The sequence below is a fragment of the Rhizobium sp. SL86 genome, from assembly GCF_026672545.1.
GTDB lineage: Bacteria > Pseudomonadota > Alphaproteobacteria > Rhizobiales > Rhizobiaceae > Neorhizobium.
On sequence record NZ_JAPPRJ010000009.1, the window covers coordinates 844,048 to 869,733 of the forward strand.

A 25,686-nucleotide genomic window follows, 5' to 3' on the forward strand; every position below is an offset into this window, starting at 1 on the left:
TCCGCAACAGAGATCAGCCCATGCAGGCGCTGCAGAGACCGCGCAGTTCGATCGTCGTCTTTTCCGCCTTGAAGCCCTTCTGCTGCGCCCAGCCACGCAGACGGTCATCAATGGCATGGTCATGGAATTCGCTCACCTGACCGCATTTTTCGCAGATGGCAAAGGCGACGGTGCCGTGGTGCTGGCAGCAGGATTCATGCTTGTGCGAGCAGGCAACGAAGGAATTGAGACTTTCCAGCCGATGCACGAGGCCGAAATCCAGAAGTTTCTCCAGCGCCCGATAAACCTGCAACGGCGCGCGAAATCCATTGTCGCGCAGTTTGTCGAGGATGGTATAGGCGCTCATAGGCTGCTCCGAACGCGACAGGACGTCGAGCACCAGAGCCTGGTTCTTGGTCAAGTTCGGGGTGTTCATGGGCGGTCTCCCGGGAGGGCTTGGCGGCCTGCAAGTGTCCGGCCGGCGGAGGGAAGCAGGCTCGCGACAAAAAGGACAAGGGCGGCGACGACGATGGACGGGCCGGACGGCGTGTCGCCGTAGAGTGACCCAAAGAGGCCACCGACGACAGCCAGCGCGCCGATGACGGACGACAGCACCGCCATCATCTCCGGACTGGCGGAAAAACGTCGGGCGCTCGCCGCCGGAATGATGAGGAGCGCGGTGATCAGCATGATGCCGACGATCTTCATGGCGATCGCAATCACCAGCGCCATCAGAAGCATGAAGATCAACCGGGCACGCTCCGGCCTCAACCCCTCCGCCTCGGCCAGTTCGTGGCTGACAGTGGACGCGATCAACGAACGCCAGAGGAAGGCAAGGCAGGTGAGCACCAAGGCGCCGCCGCCCCAGATCAGCAGGATATCCTGCGTCGTGACGGCAAGGATATCGCCGAACAGGAAAGCGATGAGATCTATCCGCACCCACGACATGAAGGCCACAAGGACGAGGCCGATCGCCAGCGTCGAATGGGAGAGGATGCCGAGCAGCGAATCCGCCGACAGCGCCTGGCGCTTCTGCAGCAGGAGAAGCAGCAGGGAGACCCCGACCGCTACGGCGAACACGCTGACGAGCAGGTTGATCTCGAAGAACAAGGACAGGGCAACACCAAGCAGCGCCGAATGCGCCATGGTATCGCCGAAATAGGCCATCCGCCGCCACACGACGAGGCAACCGAGCGGACCGGTGGTCAAAGCCAAGCCGACACCGGCAATCAGCGCGCGCACGAAGAAATCGTCAAGCATGACGGCCGTCCTCGCGGTGATGATGCCCCGCTTCGTGATGATGTGCATGGTCATGGTGGTGATCATGATCATGCGCGTCCTCGGGATGCGAATGGCCATGGTCGTGATGATGCCCGTCGCCGGGATGGCAGTGATCGGTCACGCTGCCATCCGAATGCAGCACGCGGCCATCCGGCAGATGCGTATGGTCATGACGGTGATCGTAAAAAGCAAGGCCGGCCGGCGCCTGACCGAACAGGCGCTGGTAATCCTGGCTCTGGCTGACGGCTGCCGGCGTGCCGCGGCAACAAACATGGCCGTTCAGGCAGATCACCGTATCGGTGCGCGCCATCACCATGTGCAGGTCATGGCTGATCATCAGCACGCCGCAGCCCGTGCGGTCGCGGATATCGCCGATCAGCTGGTAGAGCGCGCTTTCGCCGGCAAAATCGACACCCTGCACCGGTTCATCCAGCACGAGGAGATCCGGATCGCGGGCGATGGCCCGCGCGAGCAGCACCCGCTGGAATTCTCCGCCCGAGAGATGCTGGACTTCGGCGTTGCGCAGATGCAGCACGCCGGCAGCCTCCAGCGAGGCTTCGAGCTTGGTACGGGAGAGCCGGCCCGTCAGATGCATCAGGCGCTCGACGGAAAGCGGCATGGTGCGGTCAATCGCAAGCTTCTGCGGCACGTAACCGATAACGAGCCGGTCGGCACGCTGCACCTTGCCCTCGTCTGCGGCCAGAACGCCGATCGCCATCTTGGCCGTCGTGGATTTGCCAGCGCCGTTCGGACCGATCAGGGTGACGATTTCGCCCCTGGCAATCGCGAGGTCCACCCCGCGCACGAGCCAGCGTCCCTGCCGGACGACCCCGGCTTGGCTCAGCGAGACCAGCAGCCCCTCGCGCGGTTCAACATGCATCAACATTCATAAAACCTCAGGCGGCATTGCCCTCTTGCTATGACACGCGTTATAGCGTAACGCAATCTATGTAATAACATAACACGACCATTCAAGGAGCGAACGCATGACGCGAACCGCAACCGCCCTTTTCGCATCGGCCGCCTTTTTCGCTGCTGGAACCATGGCAGCGACCAACGCCGCGGCAGCGCCGGATGTCGTGGTGTCGATCAAACCGATCCATTCGCTGGTCGCCTCCGTGATGCAGGGCGTCGGCGAACCGAAGTTGATCGTCGATGGTGCGGCCTCGCCGCACACCTTCTCGATGAAGCCGTCGAATGCCCGCACCATCGAAGGTGCCGACGTGGTGTTCTGGATCGGCCCGAACCTGGAGGCCTTCCTGGACAAGCCGCTCGATGCGCTGGCCGGCAAGGCCACCGTCGTGGCGCTCGGCGACGTGGCCGGTATCGAAAAGCTGCCATTCCGCGAGGGCGGCCCCTTCGAAGCCCATGACGATGGTGACGAAGACCATGATGACCATGGCGCCGAGAACCATGCCGACGCTGCGCATGCCGGACACGATCACGGCCACGACCATGGGGCGGAAAAGCCGGCGGAACAGGCAGCCCATGCCGATCACGATGACCATGGTCATGCCGGCCATGCGCATGAACACGAAGGTTTCGACGCCCATCTGTGGCTCGATCCGGAAAATGCCAAGGCCATGGCAAAGGCGATCGAGGCCAAGCTCGTCGCAGCCGATCCGGCCAATGTTGCCATCTACACGAAGAACACCGTGGCACTTCTGAAGCGCATCGATGCGATGAACGACGATATTGCCAGAACCGTCGCACCGGTGAAGGACAAACCCTTCGTCGTTTTCCACGACGCCTACCAGTATTTCGAGCATCATTACGGCGTAAAGGTCGCAGGCTCCATCACCGTCAGCCCGGAAACCGCCCCCGGTGCCGAGCGGCTGAAGGAAATCCAGGCAAAGATCACCGATCTTGGCGCCACCTGCGTGTTTGCCGAACCGCAGTTCACGCCGAAGCTCATCAATGTCGTGACTGAAGGAACGAAGGCCAAGTCCGGCGTGCTCGATCCCGAAGGTGCCACGCTGAAGGCCGGGCCGGATCTGTACTTCCAGCTGATGACCGGCATCGCCGCGTCGCTCTCGGAATGCCTCGGCCGCGACAGCTGAGAACCATGCAGGCTCTTGGAAAAGGCGGTCGACATCCGCCTTTTTCTGGATCACATTATGTAATGTTATAACAATTAGGATTTTCTCCCATGGATCAGCGGCTTCCCGTGACGGTCCTGTCCGGCTTCCTCGGCGCCGGCAAGACCACCCTCCTCAACCACATCCTGACCAACCGAGACGGCCTGCGTGTCGCCGTGATCGTCAACGACATGAGCGAGGTCAACATCGACGCGGCCCTGGTGCGCGACGGTGGGGCCGAACTGTCGCGCACACAGGAACAGCTCGTCGAAATGACCAATGGCTGCATCTGTTGCACATTGCGCGACGACCTCCTGAAGGAGGTGCGTCAGCTCGCCGAGCAGAAGCGGTTCGATTACCTGCTGATCGAATCCACCGGCATTGCCGAACCTCTGCCGGTCGCCGCCACCTTCGAGTTCCGCGACGAAAACGGCGACAGCCTGTCCGATGTCGCCAGGCTCGACACCATGGTGACGGTGGTGGATGCGGCCAACCTGTTGAAGGACTACGGGTCTTCCGACTTCCTGGCCGATCGCGGCGAGACTGCCGGCGACGGCGACAACCGGACGCTCGTCGATCTCTTGGTGGAACAGATCGAGTTCGCCGATGTGGTGATCATCAACAAGGTCTCGACCGCAACGCCGGACGAACGCGCCGCCGCGCGAGCGATCGTGGCTGGCCTCAACCCGGATGCGCGGATCATCGAGACCGATTTCGGTCAGGTCGCCTCCGGCGATCTCCTGGGCACCGGGCTCTTCGATTTCGCCAAGGCCGAAACGCATCCGCTGTGGTTCAAGGAGTTGCACGGTTTCAAGGAGCATGTGCCGGAAACGGAAGAATATGGCATCCGCTCCTTCGTTTACCGGGCCCGCCGACCCTTCGATCCGGCAAGGCTGCACGCCTTCATCAACCAACCCTGGCCGGGCGTCATCCGTGCCAAGGGTTTCTTCTGGCTGGCGACACGCCCCTACCACGTCGGCGAGATTTCCCAGGCCGGCGCGCTCATCCGCACGCAGAAACTCGGCCTGTGGTGGGATGCAGTGCCACGCGAACAGTGGCCGCAGGACCAGGGTTTCCGCGACGGGCTCGCCCGATATCTCGATCCCGTCTGGGGCGACCGGCGTCAGGAAATCGTCTTTATCGGTGCAAACCCGATGGACGAACACTGGATCCGCAACCAGCTCGACATCTGTCTCCTGCCAGACAGCCGCTTTCATCCGGATCGCTGGAGGGATTTGCCCGATCCCTTCGCCAGCTGGAGCCGGCAGGCTGCCTGAGACAGAGACGGCCGCCGGAGCGATCCGGCGGCCCGTTGTTTGCAGTCGGATGGCCTCAACGGCCGGCGATGATGCCAGCAATCAGGCCGCTCGCGGCGCCGATCAGCAGGAACTCGTTATCGGCGCGCACCCAGTGGTAACCGCGCGGCGGCGCCGACAGGCGGTAACGGCGATAATCGCGGATTTCCGCATAACGGGCGCGTTCGGCACGGCTGAGCCTCTGGCCCTTTTTCCAATGCCCGCGATGCACGACGACCTTCTTCTTTTCGATGATCACCTTACGCTCGACCGGCGCATGACGGCCACGGTCGTGTCCGCGATAATCCTGCGCCTGGGCCATGGGTGCGGCCAGAATGGTGGCGGCGGTCAGAATGGAAAGGATCGTTTTCATCGGGTGTCTCCTCGTGTTTGACACCCTGACCTTGCGATTTTCTGACTGAATGTCAGATGAACCGCACATTAAAAATTAGCAATAAAACAATGGCCTTATTCAAGGATCCTGCCTCAACTCGGAAAGATCCTGCCGTTACGTGAGACGGAAAAGCCCGGCACTAGGCCGGGCTTACCTGAAGAGTGAAAACGCTGCGTGTCCTCAGCGCGAGGGACCTTCGCGCTCGGCCGATGCCGCCCAGAGATTGATGTCGGCATCCTTGGCAAAGACGGCGATTTCGGCGAGTTCCGCATCGGTGAAATCGGGCTTGTCCAGCGCCTTGACGCAATCGACCACCTGTTCCGGCCGGCTGGCACCGATCAGCGCCGAAGTCACCCGGCCACCACGCAGCACCCAGGCAATCGCCATCTGCGCCAGCGTCTGGCCGCGCTTTTCGGCGATCGCGTTGAGGCCGCGCAGGTTTTCCACGTTGCGCTCGTTGAGGAAGGCCGGACGCAGCGACTTGCCCTGCGCCGCACGGCTATCCTCCGGAATGCCGCCGAGATATTTCGACGTCAGCATGCCCTGGGCGAGCGGCGAAAAGACGATCGAGCCGATGCCGAGATCGTCCAGCGTATCGAGCAGGCCATCCTCTTCCACCCAGCGGTTGATGATCGAATAGCTCGGCTGGTGGATGAGGCAGGGCGTGCCGAGGTCCTTCAGGATCGCCGCCGCTTCCCGTGTGCGCTTCGAATTGTAGGAGGAAATGCCGACATAAAGCGCGCGGCCGGAGCGGACGATGTGATCGAGCGCACCGCAGGTCTCTTCCAGCGGCGTATCCGGGTCGAAACGGTGCGAATAGAAGATGTCGACGTAATCGAGACCTATGCGCTTCAGGCTCTGGTCGCACGACGCGATCAGGTACTTGCGGCTGCCCCATTCGCCGTAGGGACCCGGCCACATGTTGTAGCCTGCCTTGGACGAGATGATCAGCTCGTCGCGGTAACCGGCGAAATCGGTCCTCAGGATCTCGCCGAAGGCCGTTTCCGCGCTGCCCGGCAGCGGACCGTAATTGTTGGCAAGGTCAAAATGCGTGATGCCGAGGTCAAAGGCGGTGCGGCAGATGTCGCGCTTGCGCTGGTGCGGCGTGTCATCGCCAAAATTGTGCCACAGGCCGAGCGACAGCGCCGGCAGCTTCAAACCGGAGCGACCGCAGCGGTTGTAGGTCATGCGCGAATAACGGTCTTCGGAAGGCGTCCAGGCCATGGTGTGTCTCCTCCATCATTATGCTTGGGTGGTTTTCGTTCCGGACGGGAACGGAAAGCCGCGCGCAGATCATGAGGGCGCGCGGCGAAGGGCGCGGCAGGCAACAAAAGGTCCTGCCGCGCGCGATCGTGATCAGGCGTTGAGGCCGCTGCCCCAGGGGCCATGATGTTTGTCGACGCCATCGACGCGGTCAAACCCGTGCGCGCCGAAGAAATCGCGCTGCGCCTGGATGAGGTTTGCTGTGCCGCGCGCGCGGCGATAGCTGTCGAAATAGGCCAGCGCCGAAGCAAGCGCCGGAACCGGAAGCCCGGCCATGACGGCGGTTGATACGACACGACGCAGCGACGCGTCGGTGTCCTTGACCAGCTGCGCGAAGGCCGGCGTCACGATGAGATTGGCCACATCCGGCTCCTTGGTGAAGGCCGAGGTGATCTCGTCGAGGAACTGCGAACGGATGATGCAACCGGCGCGCCAGATCTTTGCGATCGTCGGCATCGGCAGGTTCCAGCCATATTCCTTGGAGGCTGCCGCCATGACCGCGAAGCCCTGCGCATAAGCGCCAATCTTGGCAGCGAGCAGCGCGTTTTCGAGATCATGCAGGAAGGAAACGCCATCGGTGGCCGGGAAGGCGACCGTATCCGGCAGGCCGAGGATCTTCTCGGCTTCGATGCGTTCCGCCTTCTGCGAGGAGAGAATGCGGCCGGCGACAGCAGCCTCGATACCGGTTGCGGCAACGCCCAGATTCTGCGCCTCGATGACCGACCACTTGCCGGTGCCCTTCTGGCCGGCGGCGTCGAGAATGACATCCACCATCGGCTCGCCGGTGACGGGATCGGTGGCGGCGAGCACCTTTTCGGTGATCTCGATCAGGTAGGAGTTGAGGCGGCCCTCGTTCCAGCGACCGAAGACCTGGGAAATCTCGGCGGCCGACAGTTTCAGCCCGTCGCGCAGGATACCATAAATTTCGGCGATCATCTGCATGTCGGCATATTCGATGCCGTTGTGGATCGTCTTGACGAAATGGCCGGCGCCGTCATTGCCGAGCCAGGCGACGCAGGGGTCGCCGTTGAACTTGGCGGAGATGGAGGTCAAAACCTTCTCGACGCGCTTCCAGCTTTCTTCCGTGCCGCCGACCATGATCGACGGACCATGGCGGGCACCCTCTTCGCCACCGGAGACACCCATGCCGATGAAGGTGAGCGGGCTGTCCTTCAGCGCCTCGAAACGGCGCATCGTGTCGCGGAAATTGGCATTGCCGGCATCGATCATGATGTCGCCGGCGGACAGATACGGCTTCAGCAGTTCCATCTGCTGGTCCACCGGATCACCGGCCTTGATCATGATGATGATCGGCCGCGGCGGGCGGATGGCGGCGGTGAATTCCTCAAGCGTCTCGCAGGGAATGATCTGGCCCTGCAGGCTGCCGGCCTCGGCAAAGAATTTTCGTGTCGCCTCGGGGCTGCGGTTGAAGACGGCAATCTTGTTGCCTTTTTCCGCGATGTTGAGAGCCAGGTTGGAACCCATAACGCCAAGGCCGATAAGGCCGATTTCTGCCTGTTCCACGGGGGATGCCTCCAATACAGTTGCGTGGCTGTTTTGGCACTCAAACTGACGAACGGCAAGGTCAGAGCCGATCGAAACGGTTTAAATTTGCCGCCAGCATAACCGCCATGCATCAGACGACGGACAGGCGCGGCAACCGTACGCGGTCACGCCCCTTGCCTTTCCGGCAATCTGATCCATAAAGAACATTACATGAACATATAAGGAGGAAAACCCATGCCGCCGATGGAGGCGAAAGCCGTGCATCTATCGATCAACCGGGACTGGCGCGCCGTCTATGCCTTTGCCGGCAAGCCCGAAAACATGGCCCGATGGGCCTCCGGCCTCGGCAGTGGCCTGACCCGCGACGGCGAAGACTGGCTGGCGGATGGCGGGCCGATCGGCCAGGTGCGCGTCCATTTTTCACCGGCCAATGACTTTGGCGTGATCGACCATGTCGTGCACATGCCCTCCGGCCTCAAGGTGCACAACGCCTTCCGCATCGTGCCGAACGGCGATGGCGCCGAAGCGATCTTTCTCGTCACCCGCCTGCCGGAGCAGACGATCGAACAGTTTCAACAGGACGTCGCCCACGTCGCCAAGGACCTCGCTTGCCTGAAGGCGATCCTGGAGGAGGAAGGTGCTGCCGCGGAGGATTGAGGCGACTCCGCGAAGCGCGACGCCGCCCGCTCCCCGCCTGGCAGCGGGCTAAAGCGTATGGGAGGAAGCTCCCTCTGGCTGCCGCCATCTCCCCCACAAGGGGGGAGACTGCGTGAGGTAACGCCCCGCTTCAATCTCTGCGAAGAACACAAAGGGTCAGGTGCATCGAGGAACGGCGGGCGCGGCACGATAAGCCCCTCCCCCTTGTGGGGAGGGGTCTGGGTATCTCGTCAGCCCTTCAGGCTGTGTTTGATGTTCCAGCGGTCGTGATACCAGAGCCACTGTTCGGGATGTTCGCGCACCCAGCTTTCCACCTTGTCGTTGAGAAGCTGGCCCGTCGCCTGAACATCGACTGCGCCCTTGTCGTTGCGCGGAATGTCGATCTTCGGTTCGATCTCCAGCCTATAGCGATTGTTCGGCAGGCGGATGCAGCGGGCCGGGTAGACCTCGCAATCGAACTGCCGCACGAGCTTGGCGAGCAGCGGATTGGTCTGCACCGGATGGCCGAAGAAATCCGTCGAAAGCCCCTTCTGGAACTTCTGGTCAACGAGCACCCCGATCCCCCTGCCCGCTTCCAGCTGGCGCGCCAGCGCGAAGGAGGAGCCGGCATGCGAGGGAACGAGCTTGCCCATGCGCGCCGCACGGAAGGAAAACACCTTTTCCGCAATATAGGGATTGTTCGGCGGGCGGAACATCACCGTCACCGTCAGGCCAAACGCATTGCCGGCCACCGGCAACAGTTCGAAATTGCCGGTATGGGCGGTAAAGACGATGAAAGGCCGCGGATTGTCGCGCAGATCGAGGAAGATCGGAATGCCGTCCACCTCGATACGGCCGGGTTCGGTGGATTCCGGGTCGAAGTCGAACAGCTGATCGAGAAAGACATATTCCGCCGCAAGCCGGCCCATGTGGCCCCAGGACGCGAGCGCAATCGCCTCACGTTCGGCCTCGGATTTCTCCGGATAGGCATTGGCGAGGTTGACGAGCATCAGCCGGTGGCGGTTGGTCAGCGGGCCGATCTTGCGCACCAGCCAGTCGGCAAAACGGATCGCCGGATCGGCAGGCAGGATCTTCAACAGGTTGAGGAAACCGAACGCCGCCTGCGCCACCAGCCATTGCTGGAAGTGGCGCAAAGCCAAAACGATCCGCGTGATCAGCATCTTCAACGGATCAGTCCATCCTCAACACGATCTTGCCAAAGATCTGGCGGCCTTCCATACGCTCCAGCGCCTTGTCGATCTCGCCGAAGGTGACTTCCGTATCGATGACCGGATGCACGATGCCGCGCGCCATCTTCTGCATGGCGTTCGCCATGTTTTCCATGCGGCAGCCGAAGGAGCCGAGCAGCTTCAGCTGCTGCTGGAACAGCATCATCAGGTTGATTTCGGTCGACACGCCCGACGTGGAGCCGCAGGTGACGAGGCGGCCGCCGCGCTTCAGGCAGAGCATCGAACCCGCCCAGGTATCCTTGCCGACATGTTCGAAGACGACGTCGACGCCCTTCTTCTTGGTCAGCTTGCGCACCACGCCCTCGAAACGGTCGGTGCGGTAGTTGATGACGTGATCGGCGCCGAGTGCCTTGGCCTTTTCGATCTTGTCGTCCGAGCCCACGGTCGTGATCACGGTGCAGCCCATCTTCTTGGCGAGCTGGATCGCCGCCGTGCCGATGCCGGAGCCGCCGGCATGCACGAGGATCGTCTCGCCGGGTTCGAGCTTGGCATTGTCGAACAGCATGTGCTCGACGGTACCGAAGGTCACGGGGGCCAAAGCGGCTGCGACCGCATCGATGCCGGGCGGGGCCGGAACAAGCTGGCGGGCCGGGATATTGATCTTTTCCTGGGCAAAACCGTCGAGGTGGAAACCGTGGACACCGGCCACGTGTTCGCACAGGTTGTCACGGCCCTCGCGACAGGGCTTGCAGAGGCCGCAGGTGCGGGCACCGTAGACGGAAACGAGCTGGCCGGGCAGAACGTTCGACACGCCGGGGCCGATCGCTTCCACCACGCCGGAGGCTTCCGCGCCGATCGTCAGCGGCATCTTGCGCTTGGCAAAGGCCATGCCACGCCAGCCCCAGACATCGATGTGGTTGAGCGCAACCGCCTTGACCCGGAGCGTCACCTCGCCCGGTGCCGGCGCTTCCGGTTCCGGAATGTCGGTCGCTTCAAGACGGCGGTCATCGATCAGTTGCAAGGCGCGCATAAGTCTTTCCCTTCGCCCGGAGGCGTCAAAGAGTGTTTGGGCATGATAGCCGAATGGGGACGGCTTTTAGGCCGGCTCCGCCGTCATGACAAGGCTGGCATTCTGCCCGCCGAAACCGAAGGAGTTCGACAGAACTGCCGTCACCTGCTGATCCCGCTTCTTGTTCGGCACGACATCGAGAACGATCGCCGGATCCGGATTGACGTGGTTGATCGTCGGCGGCAGCGTGCCCGTCAGCATGGTCTGGATCGAGAACACCGCTTCGACCGCACCAGCCGCCGTCAGCGTATGGCCGATCATCGACTTGTTGGACGAGCATGGAATGGCATCCTTCAGCCGGTCGCCGAAAACGGCCAGCATCGCGCCATATTCCATCTTGTCGTTTTCCGGCGTCGAGGTGCCGTGAGCATTGATGTAGCCGATGCCGCTTTCGTCCATGCCGGCATCTTCGAGCGCGGCACGGATCGTCGCGATCGCGGGACCACCGTCCGGCGAGGAGCGCGTGCGGTGGAAATGGTCGGCCTTTTCGCCGCAGCCTTTCAGGATGCCGAGCACCTTGGCGCCGCGGGCAACCGCCGATTCCAACGATTCCAGCACGAGCGTCGCCGCCCCTTCGGCAATCACGAAACCGTCGCGATCCTTGCTGAAGGGTTTCGAAGCCTTTTCGGGCGGATCGTTCTGGGTGGAGAGTGCCGACAGCAGCGAGAAGCGGATGAGCGCCTCCGCGCTGACGGACCCGTCGGTCGCAACAGTCAGCGCCCGGTCGGTGCGGCCCTGGCGGATCGCTTCGACACCGAGCTGGATGGCGGTCGCGCCGGACGCACAGGCGGTCGACAGCGTTACCGGCAGGCCGCGCGTGCCGAAATGGTCGGAAAGACGCTCCGAGATCGAGCCGAACTGCACGGCTTCCAGGAACACCGGATCGGGGCGCTCGCGCATGGCCGCAAGAAACCGGTCATAGGCATCGGCTTCGGCCTGCGGCGGCGGCGCGCGGTCGGCAAGCTCGAAACGGGCGCTCCATTCCGGCTCGACCGGCGGTGCGGCCAGAAACAGCGGACCGGCGAAATCGCCGGAAAGCCCCGCCTGCGCCAAGGCCTCCGTCGTGGTTTCCCGCGCCATGGCAAAGGAACGCTCGACCGAATTCGGATGCGGCACGTCGATGAAATCCACCGTGCCGCAGATGCGGGTCGACAACCCTTCGGTCGGGAAACGGGTGATCTTGTGGATGCCCGAGGTGCCGGAGGTCAGCGCCGCCCAGTTGTCGGCAAGCCCCTGACCGAGCGAGGTGATGACGCCCATGCCGGTGATGGCGATGATGGGACGGCCAAGATGGTCTTTAAAAGCAGCATTGCTCATGATGTCGTCCTCAGCCGTTCTTCGAGAGCACTGCAAGCCCTTCGCCGCGCAGGTAACCGACAGTGGTTACCACGGCATGGGTCGCACCGCCGCTCATCGGCTTTTCGTGATCCGCATCGAACACCGGCACCCCAGTGCCCTGGTCGAGAGAAAGGGCGGCCAGCGCCAGCCCCAGCGGGAACTGCGCTTCCATGGCATGCCCGGTCATGCCGCCATAACCACGGATCGCCGCACCGGGGAATTCCGCTTCCAGCGCCGCCCGTTCGCGGGCTGCCAGATCGACAACACCGCTCGAACCGGAGAACACGACGAGATCGCCCGGAGTGGCATCGGCGGCGAGCGTGCTCATCCGGCCGAGACGCTTTTCGAGGCCCCGGTCGTCGCGGCTGCCGCGATCACCCTCGATGCTGTCCATGACCGCATAGATATGCGCGCCGCGGGCTTCCGCATGGGTGCGGCTTTCCATAACGAGAAAAGCACCGACAGAGCCCATAATCATGCCACCGCCGTTTTCGATGGCGCGCGACCAGAGCGGATGCCAGTCACCGGTCGCATGGGCACGGATGCCCTCGACCAGCAGGATGATATCGGCACGTTCAGCAACAAAAGCCCCGCCCACCAGCGAATGGGTGGACTGGCCGGCCTTGATGCGATGATAGGCGGTTTCGACGGCGGAAATACCCGCCGCCTCTTCGCCCATGAAGGTACGCGAGGAACCGGTGACCTTGTGGACGATGGAAATATTGCCGGCAAGCAGGTTGGACAGCTGCGCCAGGAACAGCGTCGGACGCAGCTCCGTCGTCAGCTTCTCGTTCAGCAGCATTTCGCGGTCGTTACGCTTCAGCGCCTCGTCGACGATCAAAGAATCGACCTTGATGTCGCGCTCACCGCCGCCGGCCGCGACGATCATGTCCATCGTGCCACAAGCTTCCGCATTGTCCTTCAGGCCCGCATCATCGAGCGCGAGGCCTGCAGCAAACACGCCGAGACGCTGCCAGTTTTCCATCTGGCGCTGATCACCACGCTTGGCGATCTGCTGCGACCAGTCGATGTCCGGCATGGGGTGCACGGGATAGGGTTTGAAGCGATCCGTCTCCACCGGCGGGCGGGCCGGTGCCGAACCGGTCAGAAGCGCGACATGCGGCTCCTTGCCAACGCCCTGGCACGTCACGATGCCAACCCCGGTGATCACGACATCCTTGTCTGAACTGCTCATTTCGAGATCATCCTTCTCACCCGTCCCGTTGGCCGATCAGGCGCGGGCGGCAAGTGCATCCAAAAGGCCGACTTCGCCGGCACGCTTGCGAACGATATCGGCAAGCGGGACCTGATCGAAGGGCATGGTCCGGAGCTTCAACTGCGCATCGCAGACCTTTTTGCCCGCCGACGAGATCTTCGCCTTCGTTACCGCATAACCCGATCCCTCATGCTCCAGAAACGCCTCGATGTCGAGCACCGCATCGGGCTCGACGAAGGTGCGCATCTTGGCGCCGTCGACGGACATCAGGAACGGCATGGCGGCGAAATTCGTCGCAGCCAGCACCAGAAAACCGCTCGCCTGGGCCATGGTCTCGATAAGGAGAACGCCGGGCACCAGGGGCATGCCGGGGAAATGGCCTTCGAAGACGGGGCTTTTGGAGGGCACGACGGAACGCGCCGAAAGTGTCCGGGCCTGAAGATCAACCGCTTCCACGCGGTCGATCATCTGAAAATATTCAAGAAGCATCAGGCTTCGTCAGCCGGCCGATCAGGCCTTGGCTGCCCTCAGCTCGTCGATCTTGGCGCAGAGGTTTTTCAGAACGAAGTATTCCTCGGTCGAAACCTTGCCTTCGTTGACTTCCTGCGTCCACTGCTCGAGCGGGATCTTGATGCCGAATTCCTTGTCGATCGCAAACACGATGTCGAGGAAGTCCAGGCTGTCGATGCCCAGATCGTCGATCGTGTGGCTTTCCGGGGTGATGGTCTCGCGATCGATCTCGCTGGTTTCCGCGATGATGTCGGCGACTTTGTCGAAGGTAGCGGTCACGCTGTTATCCTCTGAATTCTGATCGTTTGATGTTCCACATAGGGAAAACCGGCTTCGATGCCAATGGCCTGCGAAGCCGGGGGCGGAATTTTGCACCTTTACTGTTGCCCAACGGCAATCGGAAGCGAAAAGCGCTTAGAGAGCCCGGCCTTCCACCAGGGCGGCGCGGATGACGGACAAAACCCCGTCCGGATCGACACCGGTGGTGATCAGCTGGCTCGGATGTCCGTCCCAGGGACCGGGCGGGAATGTCTTGCCGTCCGGCTTCTGGATCGTCTGGCCATCGGCAATGCCGCCGCAAACGACACGGATCGGGCCGCTGCGCGTCTGAAACAGGTCCGGGCGGACGAGATAAACGCAGGCGCAGCTGTCATGCACCACCATGCCGTCGCCGACCCGCGACTTGTAGAAATCGATGTAGAGCTGCGAGATGTCGGAGAGCAGTGGGATCTCCGGCGCGCCCGTCGCCACCATCTCGGCAAGATAGCCGCTGGTCATGACGGTCTGCATCGTGACGTCGAGGCCGACGACCACGACGCGCCACGGCGCGGTAAACACCACGTCAGCGGCTTCCGGATCGCCATGGATATTCGCCTCCGCCGCCGGCGAGACATTGCCGTTCAAATCAAAGGCACCGCCCATGATGATGACCTGCTTGACGAGGGCCGCGACATCCGGATCGTGTTTCAGAACGAGCGCCAGATTGGTCATGCGGCCAACGGCAATCAGCGTCACCTCGCCCGGATGGGCGCGCACCGTGTCGATAATGAACTGGTAGGCCGGACGCGGATCCGGCTCACGCGCAATCGTGTCCGGCACCGGCACGTCACCGATGCCGTTGTGACCGTGAATGGCGGTCGGCCAATAGCTGCCGCCGCGCGCCGGATCAAAGGTCTGGTCGGCGCCGCGGGCGACGGGCGCCGCAATATTCCATGCCTCGCCAAGATAGAGCGCATTGCGGGTGGTGATGTCGATCGGCGCATTGCCGAAGACGGTGGTGACACCGATGAGATCGATTTCCGGGTGCTTGTGCAGGAAAAGCAGCGCCATGGCATCGTCAATGCCGGGATCGGTGTCGAATATGACCTTGTGCATCAGAAGTGTCCTGCAGGGTATGGAAAGCGGCGCACCATAACGCCGCGCGGCCAAGACGCAAGAGCGTGCTTTGGCGGACCATGCCGGATGTCCCTGAAGGACGGCTTGCCAGCGAGGATACGCGGTGCCAGAAGGGCCGGCCCCTCATTGCCACTCCTTCCTCGCCAGCCAGAGCCTTCCCGTGCAAGACCTTGCCCCTCAGATCCTGATGCTTCTGTTCCTCGTTGCCATCCTCGCCGGTTTCATCGATTCGATTGCCGGCGGTGGCGGATTGATCACCATCCCGGCCTTGCTGCTCGCCGGCATCCCGCCACTCGAATCGCTCGCGACCAACAAGGTCCAGGGTCCGTTTGGCGCAGCGTCGGCCACGATCGCCTATGCCAGACGTGGGCATGTGAACCTCAGGGAACAGGTGCCGATGGCGCTGATCGCCTTTGTCGGCGGTGGTGTCGGTGCACTGATCGCCTCGCACGTGCCGGGCCGTTTTCTCGGCGCCGCCATTCCCTTCCTGCTCGTCGGCATCGCGCTCTTTTTTGCCCTGAAGCCGAACCTCTCCGACGAGGACCGCACAAGACGCCTGACGACCGGCCTGTTTGCCGCCTTCGCCGTGCCGGCGGTGGCACTTTATGACGGCATTTTCGGCCCCGGCGCCGGCTCCTTTTATATGCTGAGTTTCGTGCTTCTGGCGGGGTTTGGCCTGCTGAAGGCAACCGCCCACACAAAACTCCTGAACCTCGGCTCCAACCTCGGTTCGCTGTGTGTGTTTGCCGTCAACGGCGCGATCTTCTGGAAGCTCGGCCTGATGATGGGCGTCGGTCAGCTGATCGGGGCGCAGATCGGGTCCAGGCTTGCCATGCGCGGCGGCGCGAAGATCATCAAGCCGCTCCTGGTGATCTCCTGCATCGCGATGGCGACGAAACTCCTGTCGGACCCGGCGCATCCGATCCGCATCTGGCTGGGGATCTGATCCTCAGCCCTTCATCTTCAGCGGCAGACCGGCGGCGATGAAGAACACCTCGTCCGCCGCCGCCGCGAGCGACTGATGCAGGCGCCCCGCATGATCGCGGAAAGCGCGCGCCATGCGGTTTTCCGGCACGATGCCGAGCCCGACTTCGTTGGACACGAAGATCACCGGACCGGAGAGCCGCGACAGGGAATCCACAAGCGCCCTCCCCTCCTCCTCCACGTCGGCTTCGGCCATCATCAGGTTCGTCACCCAGAGCGTCAGGCAGTCGACAAGCACGATGCGGTCAGGTCCCGCCACGTCGCGGAGCACCTCTGAGAGGCGCAGCGGTTCCTCATGCGTCACCCAGCCCTCACCGCGCTGCTCGCGGTGTTGTGTGATCCGCGCACGCATCTCCTCGTCGAAGATCTGCGAAGTGGCGACGTAGTGGCGCAGCAAGCCGCTCTCCAGGGCAAGGTTTTCGGAAAAGCGGGATTTGCCGGACCGCGCACCGCCCAGCACGAGGCTGATCCTGCGGGCAGACGTGCCGAGTGTACTGGAGATCATGGCTGAACCTGTGACGGGAAAAGAGAAACGGGGCCGGCCTGCGCGAAGGCATGTCCATGAAAAGCGGCGAATTCGTAGATCAAGAGGTCGCCGCCCGGCTGATCATGGTGCATTCGTGCAGGCCCCGGTTCAGCGAGGAGAAACACACCCGCCGCCCATGCGGCCGTCGGCACCTTCCACCTGCTGGCGCCATCAAAGCAAAGATGGCGACCGGTTGCCCGTCTGCCGCATGGCCGAAACCGACGCGGTAGTCGCGCAAGGGTGCGCGAAGAGCCGCAGTCTGTCAACGCCCCCGAAGGCCGGCGGAACGGTTGTGTTGCCGATTGTCGCACTATCGTGTTTGCGACAGGACCCGTCGCAGCCCCCACGCGCGGCGAGGCCGGGAAAGGCGTATCGGATGGCGCAAACAACCAAGCGCCGGAAACACCGTGCGCCACCGAGGAAAACCCATGCTCTACATCTTCAAGACCGGCGATGGGATCGCCATCGCCTGGGGTTCGAAGGCGCCCGTCCGGCAGCCAGAAAGCCGTGTGAATCAACTCGACACCCGCCGCCCCTGGCTTCGTTTCATTCGCACGGGAAATTCAGGCTGAAAGGAAGGCGGCGCCTTACGCTCGCGCATCGGCCTTTCCTGAACGGCCTCTCCTGCCACCCGGCGGGAGAGGAAAATGGGCTCCGGGACGCACTACCCATCCGGAGCCTTCGCGGCTTGGCCACGCACGACTGATAGCCGCTCATTTCTTACCGAGCCGTTATCTCGGACATCTTTTTCTGCTTCCTTCAAAAAAAATTTTGTCGCCGTACCGGCGGGCCGTCCGGCTTGCCGCGCCGCTTTTCGGACAGTGCTTGTCAAATGTCGGAGGTGACAATTTTCGCAGTGTTGATCCGCACCTCGATCCGCCGCGCAAGCCTGCCCAGATTTAGGGCAAACGCTCAAAAGATCACGCCGCCAAGCCCTCTCGATAACGCGTAATTCAGCGCCTACTCATGAAGAAGAAGCCTGCCAAGGTTGATTTTCCGCAAGGAAACCGTAGGCTTTAATGACTGTCACAACCAACGCGTAAGTCCGGCAGACACGGACGACGCGGACAGGTCTTGAACGGAGGCCGGGCTCAACCGGCCCAATAGCCGATGATGTTTGCCATGGGCGAACAATGACAGGGCTCTATGTTTCGTGAAGTCTGGTGTGCCCCGATGTAAATGAAGTCAAGTTAAGACTGGGAGGTCTTAGACGATGAAAAAACTCCTCGCTTCTACCGCACTCGTTGCAGGTCTTTACGCCATGGCGGGCTCGGCCCAGGCGGCAGACTGTGGCGATGTCTCGATCGCCGAAATGAACTGGGCTTCGGCAGGTGTTGCCGCCCATGTCGACAAGATCATCCTCGAAAAGGGTTACGGCTGTAGCGTGACGCTGGTGACCGGTGACACCATGCCGACCTTCACCTCGATGAACGAAAAGGGTCAGCCGGACGTGGCGCCGGAACTCTGGGTCAATGCGGTGCGGACCGCGCTCGACCAGGCCATTTCCGAGGGACGCCTGATCCAGGCCGCACCGCTTCTGTCCGATGGCGGTGTCGAAGGCTGGTGGATCCCGAAATTCCTCGCCGACGCCCACCCCGAAATCAAGACGGTTCAGGATGCGCTGAAGCAGCCCAAGCTGTTCCCGGCTCCGGAAGATCCCTCCAAGGGGGCCGTGACCAACTGCCCGTCGGGCTGGAACTGCCAGGTCTCCACCGCCAACCTCTACCGCGCGCTCGGCGCCGAAAAGGCAGGCTTCGACCTGGTCGACACCGGCTCCGCCGCCGGCCTTGACGGCTCGATCGCCAATGCCTTCGAAAACAAGAAGGGCTGGCTCGGTTATTACTGGGCGCCGACGGCCATCCTCGGCAAATACGACATGGTGCGCCTGTCGTTCGGCGTGCCGCACGAAAAGGCCGAATGGGATAAGTGCACGGCAATCCCCGACTGCCCCACGCCGAAGGTCAATTCCTATCCGATCTCGGATGTCTTCACCGTCGTGACGAAAAACTTCGCCGAAAAGGCAGGTGTCGCCATGACCTATGTGAAGACACGTCAGTGGGACAACCAGACGGTCGGAAAGGTTCTCGCCTGGATGGACGGAAACCAGGGGACGAACGAGGATGGCGCACGCCACTTCCTGAAGACCTATCCCGACATGTGGACGAAGTGGGTGGCACCGGACGTTGCCGAAAAGGTCAAGGCCGCACTCTGAAAAAGCCCCTAAAGCCAACAGGCCCCGCCCTCCCCGGCGCGGGGCCGCATCACCGTTTGCCGCAAGAATGACCGCAGCCACCGGGTGCTGAAAGAGCAGCGCATCGAGGTCAGGCGGTCCCAAAAGACGCGGCACGACGACACGACATAAAGGGGAAAACGATGGCCTCCTGTTCCATCCTGCCGGACGTGCTCTGCAGCTTTCCGGCCGTCAGCGACAGCTATATCCGCCTGGCGCGCAAGACGATCGACGACGGCTTTCGCGGCCTCGTGCGGGAATATTCTCACCTGATCGATGCCGTGGTCCAGCCGCTGCAGGTCTTTCTCAACGCGCTGGAACGGCTGTTCGTCAACTCGCCCTGGATCCTCGTGCTCGCCGTCATGCTGGCGATCGTCTACCTGGCGAGCCGCAGCATCGCGATCACCATCGGCACGGCCGTCGGCATGGTGCTGATCGGCCTGATCGGCCTCTGGCAGGATACGATGGTGACGCTGGCGATCGTTACCGTTGCGACACTGATCGCGATCCTGATCGGCATCCCGATCGGCATCCTGATGGCGCGCTCCGACCGGGTGCAGGGAGCGATCAACCCGATCCTCGACGTGATGCAGACCTTGCCGAGCTTCGTTTATCTCATCCCGGTCGTCGTCATCTTCGGCATCGGCAAGGTGCCGGGACTGATTGCGGTGGTGATCTATGCGGTGCCGCCGATGATCCGGCTCACCAATCTCGGCATCCGCCTCGTCGACCGCGACGTGCTGGAGGCGGCCGATGCCTTCGGTTCCTCGCCGGGGCAGAAACTGTGGAACGTGCAGATGCCGCTGGCGCTCCCCACCATCATGGCCGGCATCAACCAGACGATCATGATGTCGCTCGCCATGGTCGTCGTCGCGTCCATGGTCGGCGTCGGCGGGCTCGGCAAAAACACGCTGCAGGCCATCAACAACCAGTTCTTCACCTTCGGCTTCATGAACGGGTTTGCGCTGGTGGCCATCGCCATCATCTTCGACCGGGCCAGCCAGACATTCGGCAAGCGCCTGCAGAAACATACGGAGGTGGTGCATGGCTAGCCACGGCATCGAGATTCGCGGCCTTTACAAGATCTTCGGCCCGGAAGGGCAAAGGCACGTCCAATCGGTGAAGGAGGGCATGTCCAAGGCCGAACTCAACGAGAAGCACGCCCATGTGCTGGGGCTGAAGGACATCAACATCTCCATGCCCGGCGGCGGCATCACCGTCGTCATGGGCCTCTCCGGCTCGGGCAAATCCACGCTCATCCGCCACATCAACCGGCTGATCGAACCGACGGTCGGCGAGGTTCTTTATGACGGCACCGACGTCTGCCGTATGAGCGTCAAGGAACTGAGGGAATTCCGCCGCCACAAGACGGCGATGGTGTTCCAGAAATTCGCCCTCCTGCCGCACCGCACCGTGCTGGAAAATACCGTCTACGGCCTCGATATCCAGGGCGTGCCGCGCAGCGAAAGCACGAAGAAGGGCCGTTACTGGATCGACCGGGTGGGCCTCTCCGGTTTCGAGAACCATTATCCGAACCAGTTGTCCGGTGGCATGCAGCAGCGTGTCGGGCTTGCCCGCGCGCTCAGCAACGACGCCGACATCCTGCTGATGGACGAGGCCTATTCGGCACTCGACCCGCTGATCCGCGTCGACATGCAGACAGTGCTGCTCGACCTGCAGGCCGAGCTGAAGAAGACCGTCGTCTTCATCACCCATGATCTCGACGAGGCGCTGAGGCTCGGCGACAAGATCGCCATCCTGCGGGATGGCGAGGTGATCCAGCAGGGAAGCGGCCAGCAGATCGTGCTGAGCCCGGCGGATGACTACATCGCGTCCTTCGTCCGGGAGGTTAATCGCGGCCGGGTGATCCAGGTGCAGACGGTGATGACACCCTTGACCGGCCAGGCAGCTGCCGCATCGGGTGTCATGCCGATCCCGGTCGGGACGACGCTCGAGGAAACGGCAAAGGCCATGACGGCCGGCGGCGTCGCACTGGTGCAGATCGTCAGCGCCGAGGGCAGACCGGTCGGCCAACTCGACCTGCAGAGCCTGATCGGGGCGATGGTGACACCCGCCGACCACGAAAAGCCACCGAGCCTGGCGGCGGAATAGGCCGGGCGCCGTCCCGTGCAAGGCTGACGCAAGGCGGATCTGAGAAAGGCTGAAGCCTGTGCAGGCGGCAAATCACGCCGCCCGGCGCGGGAATGGCAACACGTGATCCCCGGATCCATGTCCTTTGGGCGCCACGGCAGCGGCAAGGGACGCAGACTGCAGAGGGCCTGCGGGCTGGTGATCACGGACAAAAGACGCGAGACGAACATGAGCAGCATGGCCACCATCGGCACCCGCGAATCCGTCGCAGACGCCCTCAACGGGTTCTCCGACGAGAACAAGTCCTGGCTTCAGTTGATGATGGAAAATCCGAAGTCCGACGACGTCCTGCTCGACGGGCTGCATCTGTTTCTCGACCGCGCCTCCGAAAGCCGATTCCTGAATTCGCTGAAGCTGCAGAAGACTGGAGAATGGATCGGAAACACCGCACCGGGCCGCATCCAGATCCGGCTGATGGAAGCTGCGAAATCGAGCCAGCATCCCGCCTATCAGGCCTTCCGCGAGGGGCTCGTGCGCTCCGGCGGCATGGAGCGCGCTTACCCGAAGGCTCCCGTCTGAGCACAAAAAAATAGCCGTCAGCGGCTGTTGATGTCAAACCGCTGACGGCACGGATATCGGCGACAGGATCGCCTGGGAGGATCAGTTGGCGGCCCGCTCGACGCGGCGCCCTGCATCCTGCGTGGCATTGACCGTGTTGGCCGTATCCTGGCCCATGCCGCGGATCGTGTTGCCGCAGGACGTCAGCGAGAGCATCGTGGTGGCGAGCGCAGCGACTACGGTGATTGTCTTGACCGTCATGTTGTAAACTCCAGAAGAATTGAACCAGATCCGCTTGGAAATCATGTTTCCGGCACTGGAACGTTCGAGGAGGCAAAAAGTTCACGAGGCCTCTTACGAGAACGTGATCGGGCATTCGCGTTCATTAACGGTTTCTTGCCGGGCGCAAGGCACACTCGCCGCCACAATCTTGGCGGCGATGGACGATGCAGGGCACGAGACAGGCAAGACTCGTGGTGCTGACGGCGGGCGGACCAAACCCGCAGGTCATGATCAACGCGCTCGCACGCCACTTCGAGACCGTTTTCGTGATCGAGGAAGCCTATGAGCCGAAATCCGTCCTGTTGCGGCGACGGGCTCGCAGGCTCGGCTGGCTGACCGCGATCGGACAGTTGGCGACCATGGTCGTCTCCCGCTTCGGCAAACGCCTGGCAAGCCGGCGCACGGCCGAAATCCTCGCTGCCTACGGTCTCTCGGCCGATGCCGACCCCGCCATTCCCGTGACGCGCGTGTCCTCGCTCAACGATGCGGCTGCGCATGCCGCCATCGCCGCGCTGAGACCGGATCTTGTCTTCACGATTTCCTGCCGCCTGCTGACGCGCGCCACGCTCGCCGCCATCCCCTGCCCCATCGTCAACTTCCATGCGGGGATCAACCCAGCCTATCGCGGCCAGATGGGCGGTTATTGGGCGCGGGTGGAGCGTGACGAGGAGAATTTCGGCGCCACCCTGCACCTCGTCGACGCCGGCACGGATACCGGCCAGACGCTTTGTGAAATCCGAGTCAGGCCCGCCCCCGGCGACACGATCTCGACCTATCCGCTGCTGCTGACGGCAGCGGGCACCGAGACGACGATACGGGTGCTGTCGGAGGTTCTGGATGGCACTGCGCGGCCCTATACGCCCGCAGGACCCTCGGTGCTGCGTTTTCCGCCACCGGTCTGGACCTATCTCTTCCACGGGCTGACACGCAAAATCTGGTAGAAAGCCTGCACCATCCGGGCCATCGGACACGATTTTTCGTCAGTCTCGCGCAGGTTTTGCCGCCTATATTAGCAATCAGGCGGAATGGACAGTCCGCCAGGACCACCGGCCCGTTCATGACGAGCCTGGGTGCGGCAGGTGGAAAGGCCGCAATATGCAATATGACTGGACCGGGAGTGATTACCGCCGTCGCATGTTCGTCCGCTTCGGCTTCGTGATCACATCCGTAACGGCCTTGCTCGCCATCGCAGTGATGGCTGTCGTTTGAGTTCTCCCGATCTGCAGCCGACCTCGCGCCCGGCCGGCTGCAGAGCATCTTTTCTGCCGGCGTCTAGGCCGCGGCCTTCTCGTAATCGACATAGGCATCCCGGATCCGCTCGGCGACGGCCTTTGCTGGCACCGACAGTTGCGGCGCCGACAGTAGGCGGATGTCGAAGGACATCAGCTCCGGCAAACCTTCCTTGGGGCCAAGTACGACCATGTCGTCGGTGATGTAGGAGCGCGGGAATGGCGCAATGGCGAGATCCGAGACCACTGCGGCGCGCTGCGCCATCGTGTTGGCGCTGAGATAAGCGATCCGGTAGGGGCGCTTCATCTGCTCGAGGCCGGTGACGGCCGCCTGGCGCCAGATGCAACCCTCCTCCCAGATCGAAATCGGCAGCGGATCGCGCAGATGCGCCGTACCGCATTTCGCCCCCGCCCAGACAAGCCGATCCTGATAGACCACCTCGCCCACCGGCATCTGTGACATGCAGGAATAGTTGACAAGGGCGAGGTCGAGCCTCTGCTCCTCCATGCGCCGGCGAAGCTTCATACTCATGTCGACGGTGACATCCACCATGATCCCGGGAAACTTGCCGGAAAAATCCTTGAGGATGCTCGGCAGCAGGCGCTCGGCAATATCATCCGCCGCACCGAGCCGCACCACGCCCGCGAGCTCCGGCATCACGAAACGCGACACGGCCTCGTTCGACAGCGCGATCATGCGGCGCGCATAGGACAGCAGCATTTCGCCATGCGGCGTCAGCGTCACCGAGCGGGCATCGCGCAGGAACAGCGTCGTGCGCAGCTGGTCTTCCAGTTTCTTGATCTGCATCGAGACGGCAGACGGCGTTCTCAGCACCGCTTCCGCCGCCGTGGAGAAGTTCCCGGTGTCGGCAATCGCGACGAATGTCCTCAGGACGTCATTATCAAGCAGCGGAAGCGCTTGGCGGAAGGGGGCGTTCATCGGGCTCTCTTTCAAAATAAATGAACTTAAGCACCATATCATTTCGTTTGATTGATCGTCAATGGAGGTCCAGGGTTTCATTGCAACGGAAAGATCACCGAATGTCATGAGTGATATAAAATTCATTCGCTTGATTGATCGATCCGGACGCAGCAATGCTGATGCCGTCACGCGCAGAGAAAGGAACCGCCATGACCCTGATCATCGAGCACCGTCCCCCCTCCTACACGCACCGTGCCCTCGTTTGGCTCGAAGTGCAGCTGAGTCAGCTTCAGGAGGACGTCACCCGGCTTCGGCGCGAGCACGCCGCCCGCCGGACCGCACGCGAACTCGCCAGCCTCCCGTTCGATGTCCGCAAGGATATCGGCTGGCCTGCCCACGACATGACTGCCCGCGAGAACCGCTGACATGCAGATGCCGTGTCCCGACAGGCCCTTGCCTGCCTGACCGCAAGCAAGGGCCTTTTTACGCTCTGCATCATTTTTATACGTGACACCGCCCAGCTTCCAGCCATTTGCGCAAACTTGCGGCATGCTGCGTCGCACAGGGAACAATGAAACCGAAGGCTTTCATCAGGCAGGCGCAGATACCGACTTATATGTCGCATATAGGACATTGAGAAACCGCAATTCCACGCGAGGAATATCGAGCCGCCACGGAGCCCGACCCTCGATGAACAAGTCCCCCGCCAAGAAGCGTACGCTCGTCTTTTTCCTCGTCCCGCATTTCACCATGCTGCCCTTTGCAGCCGCCGTCGAAACCCTGCGCATTGCCAACCGCATGTTGGGTTATCCCGCCTATGACTGGCGGCTCACGTCTGCCGATGGCGAGAAGGTCTACTCCTCCAGCGGCATCGCGATCGAAGTCAACTCCTCGCTCGCCGACGAGCGCCGTAACCTGAGCGGCGAGCATCGGCCGAACATGGTGCTGGTCTGTTCGGGCATTTATGTCGAGGAATTCAACAACAAGTCGGTCAACGCCTTCCTGCGCGAGACCTACAATCGCGGTGTGGCCGTCGGCAGCCTCTGTACGGGCGCGCATGTGCTGGCCCAGGCAGGACTGCTGAACGGCAAGCGCTGCGCGATCCATTGGGAAAACCTGCCGGGGTTTGCCGAAGCCTTCCCGCAGGTGGAGGTCTATGCCGACCTCTATGAGGTCGATGCCAATCTCTACACCTGTGCCGGCGGCACGGCGTCGCTCGACATGATGCTGAACCTGATCGGCCAGGATTTTGGCGAAACACTCGTCAACCGGGTCTGCGAACAACAGCTGACGGACCGGGTGCGCAACCCGCACGACCGCCAGCGCCTGCCGCTGCGCGCCCGTCTCGGCGTGCAGAACGGCAAGGTGCTGTCGATCATCGAGCTGATGGAAAGCCACCTGGCCGAGCCGCTGTCGCTCGTCGAGATCGCCGACCAGGTCGGCCTGTCGCGGCGCCAGATCGAGCGCCTGTTCCGCCAGGAAATGGGCCGCTCTCCGGCACGTTATTATCTGGAGATCCGGCTCGACCGCGCACGGCACCTTCTGGTGCAGTCGTCCATGCCGGTGGTGGAGGTGGCGGTTGCCTGCGGTTTCGTCTCCGCCTCGCATTTTTCCAAGTGTTATCGCGAGGTCTACAATCGCTCGCCGCAACAGGAGCGCGCCGAGCGCAAGCTGACAATGAACCCGTCGCGCACCGGCGTGGTGGTGTGACGGA

At 62.4% G+C, this 25,686-nt stretch carries 28 protein-coding genes; 12 read left to right on the forward strand and 16 right to left on the reverse strand.

Features of this window, described 5'->3' with window-relative positions:
• Nucleotides 1-13 precede the first annotated feature (13 nt).
• From OU993_RS27090 to OU993_RS27100, 3 genes are read right to left on the reverse strand one after another with little or no spacing between them, the layout of a single operon-like run.
• The gene (locus OU993_RS27090) at nt 14-415 is read right to left on the reverse strand and encodes a Fur family transcriptional regulator (protein WP_268162189.1); all 402 of its coding nucleotides are present in this window, start codon (nt 413-415) and stop codon (nt 14-16) included.
• Entirely contained in the window at nt 412-1,239 is an 828-nt protein-coding gene (locus OU993_RS27095; protein ID WP_268162190.1) for a metal ABC transporter permease, read from the reverse strand. The genes OU993_RS27090 and OU993_RS27095 overlap by 4 nt, the downstream gene beginning before the upstream one ends.
• Nucleotides 1,232-2,146, reverse strand: coding sequence for an ATP-binding cassette domain-containing protein (locus OU993_RS27100; RefSeq protein WP_268162191.1), 915 nt, complete (start codon nt 2,144-2,146; stop codon nt 1,232-1,234). The genes OU993_RS27095 and OU993_RS27100 overlap by 8 nt, the downstream gene beginning before the upstream one ends.
• Before the next feature lie 100 nt (nt 2,147-2,246).
• Between OU993_RS27100 and znuA the strand changes: the two genes are divergently transcribed.
• The gene (gene znuA / locus OU993_RS27105; protein WP_268162192.1) at nt 2,247-3,320 is read left to right on the forward strand and encodes a zinc ABC transporter substrate-binding protein ZnuA; all 1,074 of its coding nucleotides are present in this window, start codon (nt 2,247-2,249) and stop codon (nt 3,318-3,320) included.
• A gap of 89 nt (nt 3,321-3,409) precedes the next feature.
• Nucleotides 3,410-4,615 (forward strand): zinc metallochaperone GTPase ZigA, encoded by a 1,206-nt coding sequence (zigA, locus tag OU993_RS27110; protein WP_268162193.1) that lies wholly within the window; start codon nt 3,410-3,412, stop codon nt 4,613-4,615.
• 55 nt (nt 4,616-4,670) lie between these two features.
• Here zigA and OU993_RS27115 read toward each other — a convergent pair whose 3' ends face one another.
• The 3 genes from OU993_RS27115 to gndA all read right to left on the reverse strand — a co-directional run bounded on the left by OU993_RS27115 (nt 4,671) and on the right by gndA (nt 7,814).
• On the reverse strand, nt 4,671-5,006 hold the full coding sequence (locus OU993_RS27115) for an RcnB family protein (protein WP_268162194.1): 336 nt from the start codon (nt 5,004-5,006) through the stop codon (nt 4,671-4,673).
• Between the two features lie 201 nt (nt 5,007-5,207).
• Nucleotides 5,208-6,251 carry an L-glyceraldehyde 3-phosphate reductase gene (gene mgrA, locus OU993_RS27120; protein ID WP_268162195.1) on the reverse strand — a complete coding sequence of 348 codons (1,044 nt, stop codon included), beginning with the start codon at nt 6,249-6,251 and terminating at the stop codon, nt 5,208-5,210.
• A gap of 132 nt (nt 6,252-6,383) precedes the next feature.
• Nucleotides 6,384-7,814, reverse strand: coding sequence for an NADP-dependent phosphogluconate dehydrogenase (gndA, locus tag OU993_RS27125; protein WP_268162196.1), 1,431 nt, complete (start codon nt 7,812-7,814; stop codon nt 6,384-6,386).
• A 216-nt stretch (nt 7,815-8,030) separates the two neighbouring features.
• On the opposite strand from gndA, the gene OU993_RS27130 reads away from it, so the two are divergent.
• Nucleotides 8,031-8,453 carry an SRPBCC family protein gene (locus tag OU993_RS27130; protein ID WP_268162197.1) on the forward strand — a complete coding sequence of 141 codons (423 nt, stop codon included), beginning with the start codon at nt 8,031-8,033 and terminating at the stop codon, nt 8,451-8,453.
• 230 nt (nt 8,454-8,683) lie between these two features.
• Here OU993_RS27130 and OU993_RS27135 read toward each other — a convergent pair whose 3' ends face one another.
• The 7 genes from OU993_RS27135 to OU993_RS27165 all read right to left on the reverse strand — a co-directional run bounded on the left by OU993_RS27135 (nt 8,684) and on the right by OU993_RS27165 (nt 15,129).
• On the reverse strand, nt 8,684-9,619 hold the full coding sequence (locus OU993_RS27135) for a lipid A biosynthesis lauroyl acyltransferase (RefSeq protein ID WP_268162198.1): 936 nt from the start codon (nt 9,617-9,619) through the stop codon (nt 8,684-8,686).
• 4 nt (nt 9,620-9,623) lie between these two features.
• On the reverse strand, nt 9,624-10,652 hold the full coding sequence (locus OU993_RS27140; RefSeq protein WP_268162199.1) for a zinc-binding dehydrogenase: 1,029 nt from the start codon (nt 10,650-10,652) through the stop codon (nt 9,624-9,626).
• A gap of 66 nt (nt 10,653-10,718) precedes the next feature.
• Nucleotides 10,719-12,008: a beta-ketoacyl-ACP synthase gene (locus OU993_RS27145; RefSeq protein WP_268162200.1), complete on the reverse strand. Its 1,290-nt coding sequence runs from the start codon at nt 12,006-12,008 to the stop codon at nt 10,719-10,721.
• A 10-nt stretch (nt 12,009-12,018) separates the two neighbouring features.
• Nucleotides 12,019-13,224: a beta-ketoacyl-ACP synthase gene (locus tag OU993_RS27150; protein ID WP_268162201.1), complete on the reverse strand. Its 1,206-nt coding sequence runs from the start codon at nt 13,222-13,224 to the stop codon at nt 12,019-12,021.
• Nucleotides 13,225-13,260: 36 nt separating this feature from the next.
• Complete coding sequence (locus OU993_RS27155) at nt 13,261-13,734, reverse strand: 3-hydroxyacyl-ACP dehydratase FabZ family protein (RefSeq protein ID WP_268162202.1); 474 nt, start codon at nt 13,732-13,734, stop codon at nt 13,261-13,263.
• Between the two features lie 21 nt (nt 13,735-13,755).
• The gene (locus tag OU993_RS27160) at nt 13,756-14,034 is read right to left on the reverse strand and encodes an acyl carrier protein (protein WP_046797252.1); all 279 of its coding nucleotides are present in this window, start codon (nt 14,032-14,034) and stop codon (nt 13,756-13,758) included.
• 135 nt (nt 14,035-14,169) lie between these two features.
• Nucleotides 14,170-15,129, reverse strand: a complete 960-nt coding sequence (locus tag OU993_RS27165; RefSeq protein WP_268162208.1) for a nucleoside hydrolase — start codon at nt 15,127-15,129, stop codon at nt 14,170-14,172.
• A 181-nt stretch (nt 15,130-15,310) separates the two neighbouring features.
• Between OU993_RS27165 and OU993_RS27170 the strand changes: the two genes are divergently transcribed.
• Nucleotides 15,311-16,096: a TSUP family transporter gene (locus OU993_RS27170; protein WP_268162555.1), complete on the forward strand. Its 786-nt coding sequence runs from the start codon at nt 15,311-15,313 to the stop codon at nt 16,094-16,096.
• Nucleotides 16,097-16,099: 3 nt separating this feature from the next.
• Here the strand turns inward: OU993_RS27170 and cobU are convergent, their stop codons facing one another.
• A complete protein-coding gene (cobU, locus tag OU993_RS27175) occupies nt 16,100-16,639 on the reverse strand; it encodes a bifunctional adenosylcobinamide kinase/adenosylcobinamide-phosphate guanylyltransferase (protein ID WP_268162210.1) in 540 nt (179 codons plus the stop codon).
• Between the two features lie 449 nt (nt 16,640-17,088).
• Here cobU and OU993_RS27180 point away from each other — a divergent pair, with 449 nt between their 5' ends.
• The 5 genes from OU993_RS27180 (at nt 17,089) to OU993_RS27200 (ending at nt 21,560) form a co-directional block, all read left to right on the forward strand.
• Nucleotides 17,089-17,232 carry a hypothetical protein gene (locus tag OU993_RS27180; RefSeq protein WP_268162212.1) on the forward strand — a complete coding sequence of 48 codons (144 nt, stop codon included), beginning with the start codon at nt 17,089-17,091 and terminating at the stop codon, nt 17,230-17,232.
• Between the two features lie 641 nt (nt 17,233-17,873).
• On the forward strand, nt 17,874-18,872 hold the full coding sequence (locus tag OU993_RS27185; RefSeq protein ID WP_268162214.1) for an ABC transporter substrate-binding protein: 999 nt from the start codon (nt 17,874-17,876) through the stop codon (nt 18,870-18,872).
• Between the two features lie 161 nt (nt 18,873-19,033).
• A complete protein-coding gene (locus tag OU993_RS27190) occupies nt 19,034-19,942 on the forward strand; it encodes an ABC transporter permease (protein WP_268162216.1) in 909 nt (302 codons plus the stop codon).
• A complete protein-coding gene (locus tag OU993_RS27195; protein WP_268162218.1) occupies nt 19,935-21,002 on the forward strand; it encodes a quaternary amine ABC transporter ATP-binding protein in 1,068 nt (355 codons plus the stop codon). Before OU993_RS27190 ends, OU993_RS27195 begins: the two co-directional genes overlap by 8 nt.
• Nucleotides 21,003-21,209: 207 nt before the next feature.
• Nucleotides 21,210-21,560 (forward strand): hypothetical protein, encoded by a 351-nt coding sequence (locus OU993_RS27200; protein WP_268162220.1) that lies wholly within the window; start codon nt 21,210-21,212, stop codon nt 21,558-21,560.
• 81 nt (nt 21,561-21,641) lie between these two features.
• Here OU993_RS27200 and OU993_RS27205 read toward each other — a convergent pair whose 3' ends face one another.
• The gene (locus OU993_RS27205; protein WP_268162557.1) at nt 21,642-21,755 is read right to left on the reverse strand and encodes an entericidin; all 114 of its coding nucleotides are present in this window, start codon (nt 21,753-21,755) and stop codon (nt 21,642-21,644) included.
• Nucleotides 21,756-21,985: 230 nt separating this feature from the next.
• Here OU993_RS27205 and OU993_RS27210 point away from each other — a divergent pair, with 230 nt between their 5' ends.
• Complete coding sequence (locus tag OU993_RS27210) at nt 21,986-22,762, forward strand: formyl transferase (protein WP_268162222.1); 777 nt, start codon at nt 21,986-21,988, stop codon at nt 22,760-22,762.
• A 331-nt stretch (nt 22,763-23,093) separates the two neighbouring features.
• On the opposite strand, the gene OU993_RS27215 is transcribed toward OU993_RS27210, so the two are convergent.
• Nucleotides 23,094-24,032, reverse strand: a complete 939-nt coding sequence (locus OU993_RS27215) for a LysR family transcriptional regulator (protein ID WP_442793048.1) — start codon at nt 24,030-24,032, stop codon at nt 23,094-23,096.
• Nucleotides 24,033-24,181: 149 nt separating this feature from the next.
• Between OU993_RS27215 and OU993_RS27220 the strand changes: the two genes are divergently transcribed.
• Both OU993_RS27220 and OU993_RS27225 read left to right on the forward strand, forming a co-directional pair.
• Nucleotides 24,182-24,397, forward strand: coding sequence for a hypothetical protein (locus tag OU993_RS27220; protein WP_268162226.1), 216 nt, complete (start codon nt 24,182-24,184; stop codon nt 24,395-24,397).
• A 265-nt stretch (nt 24,398-24,662) separates the two neighbouring features.
• Complete coding sequence (locus OU993_RS27225) at nt 24,663-25,682, forward strand: GlxA family transcriptional regulator (protein WP_268162227.1); 1,020 nt, start codon at nt 24,663-24,665, stop codon at nt 25,680-25,682.
• Nucleotides 25,683-25,686: the final 4 nt, after the last annotated feature.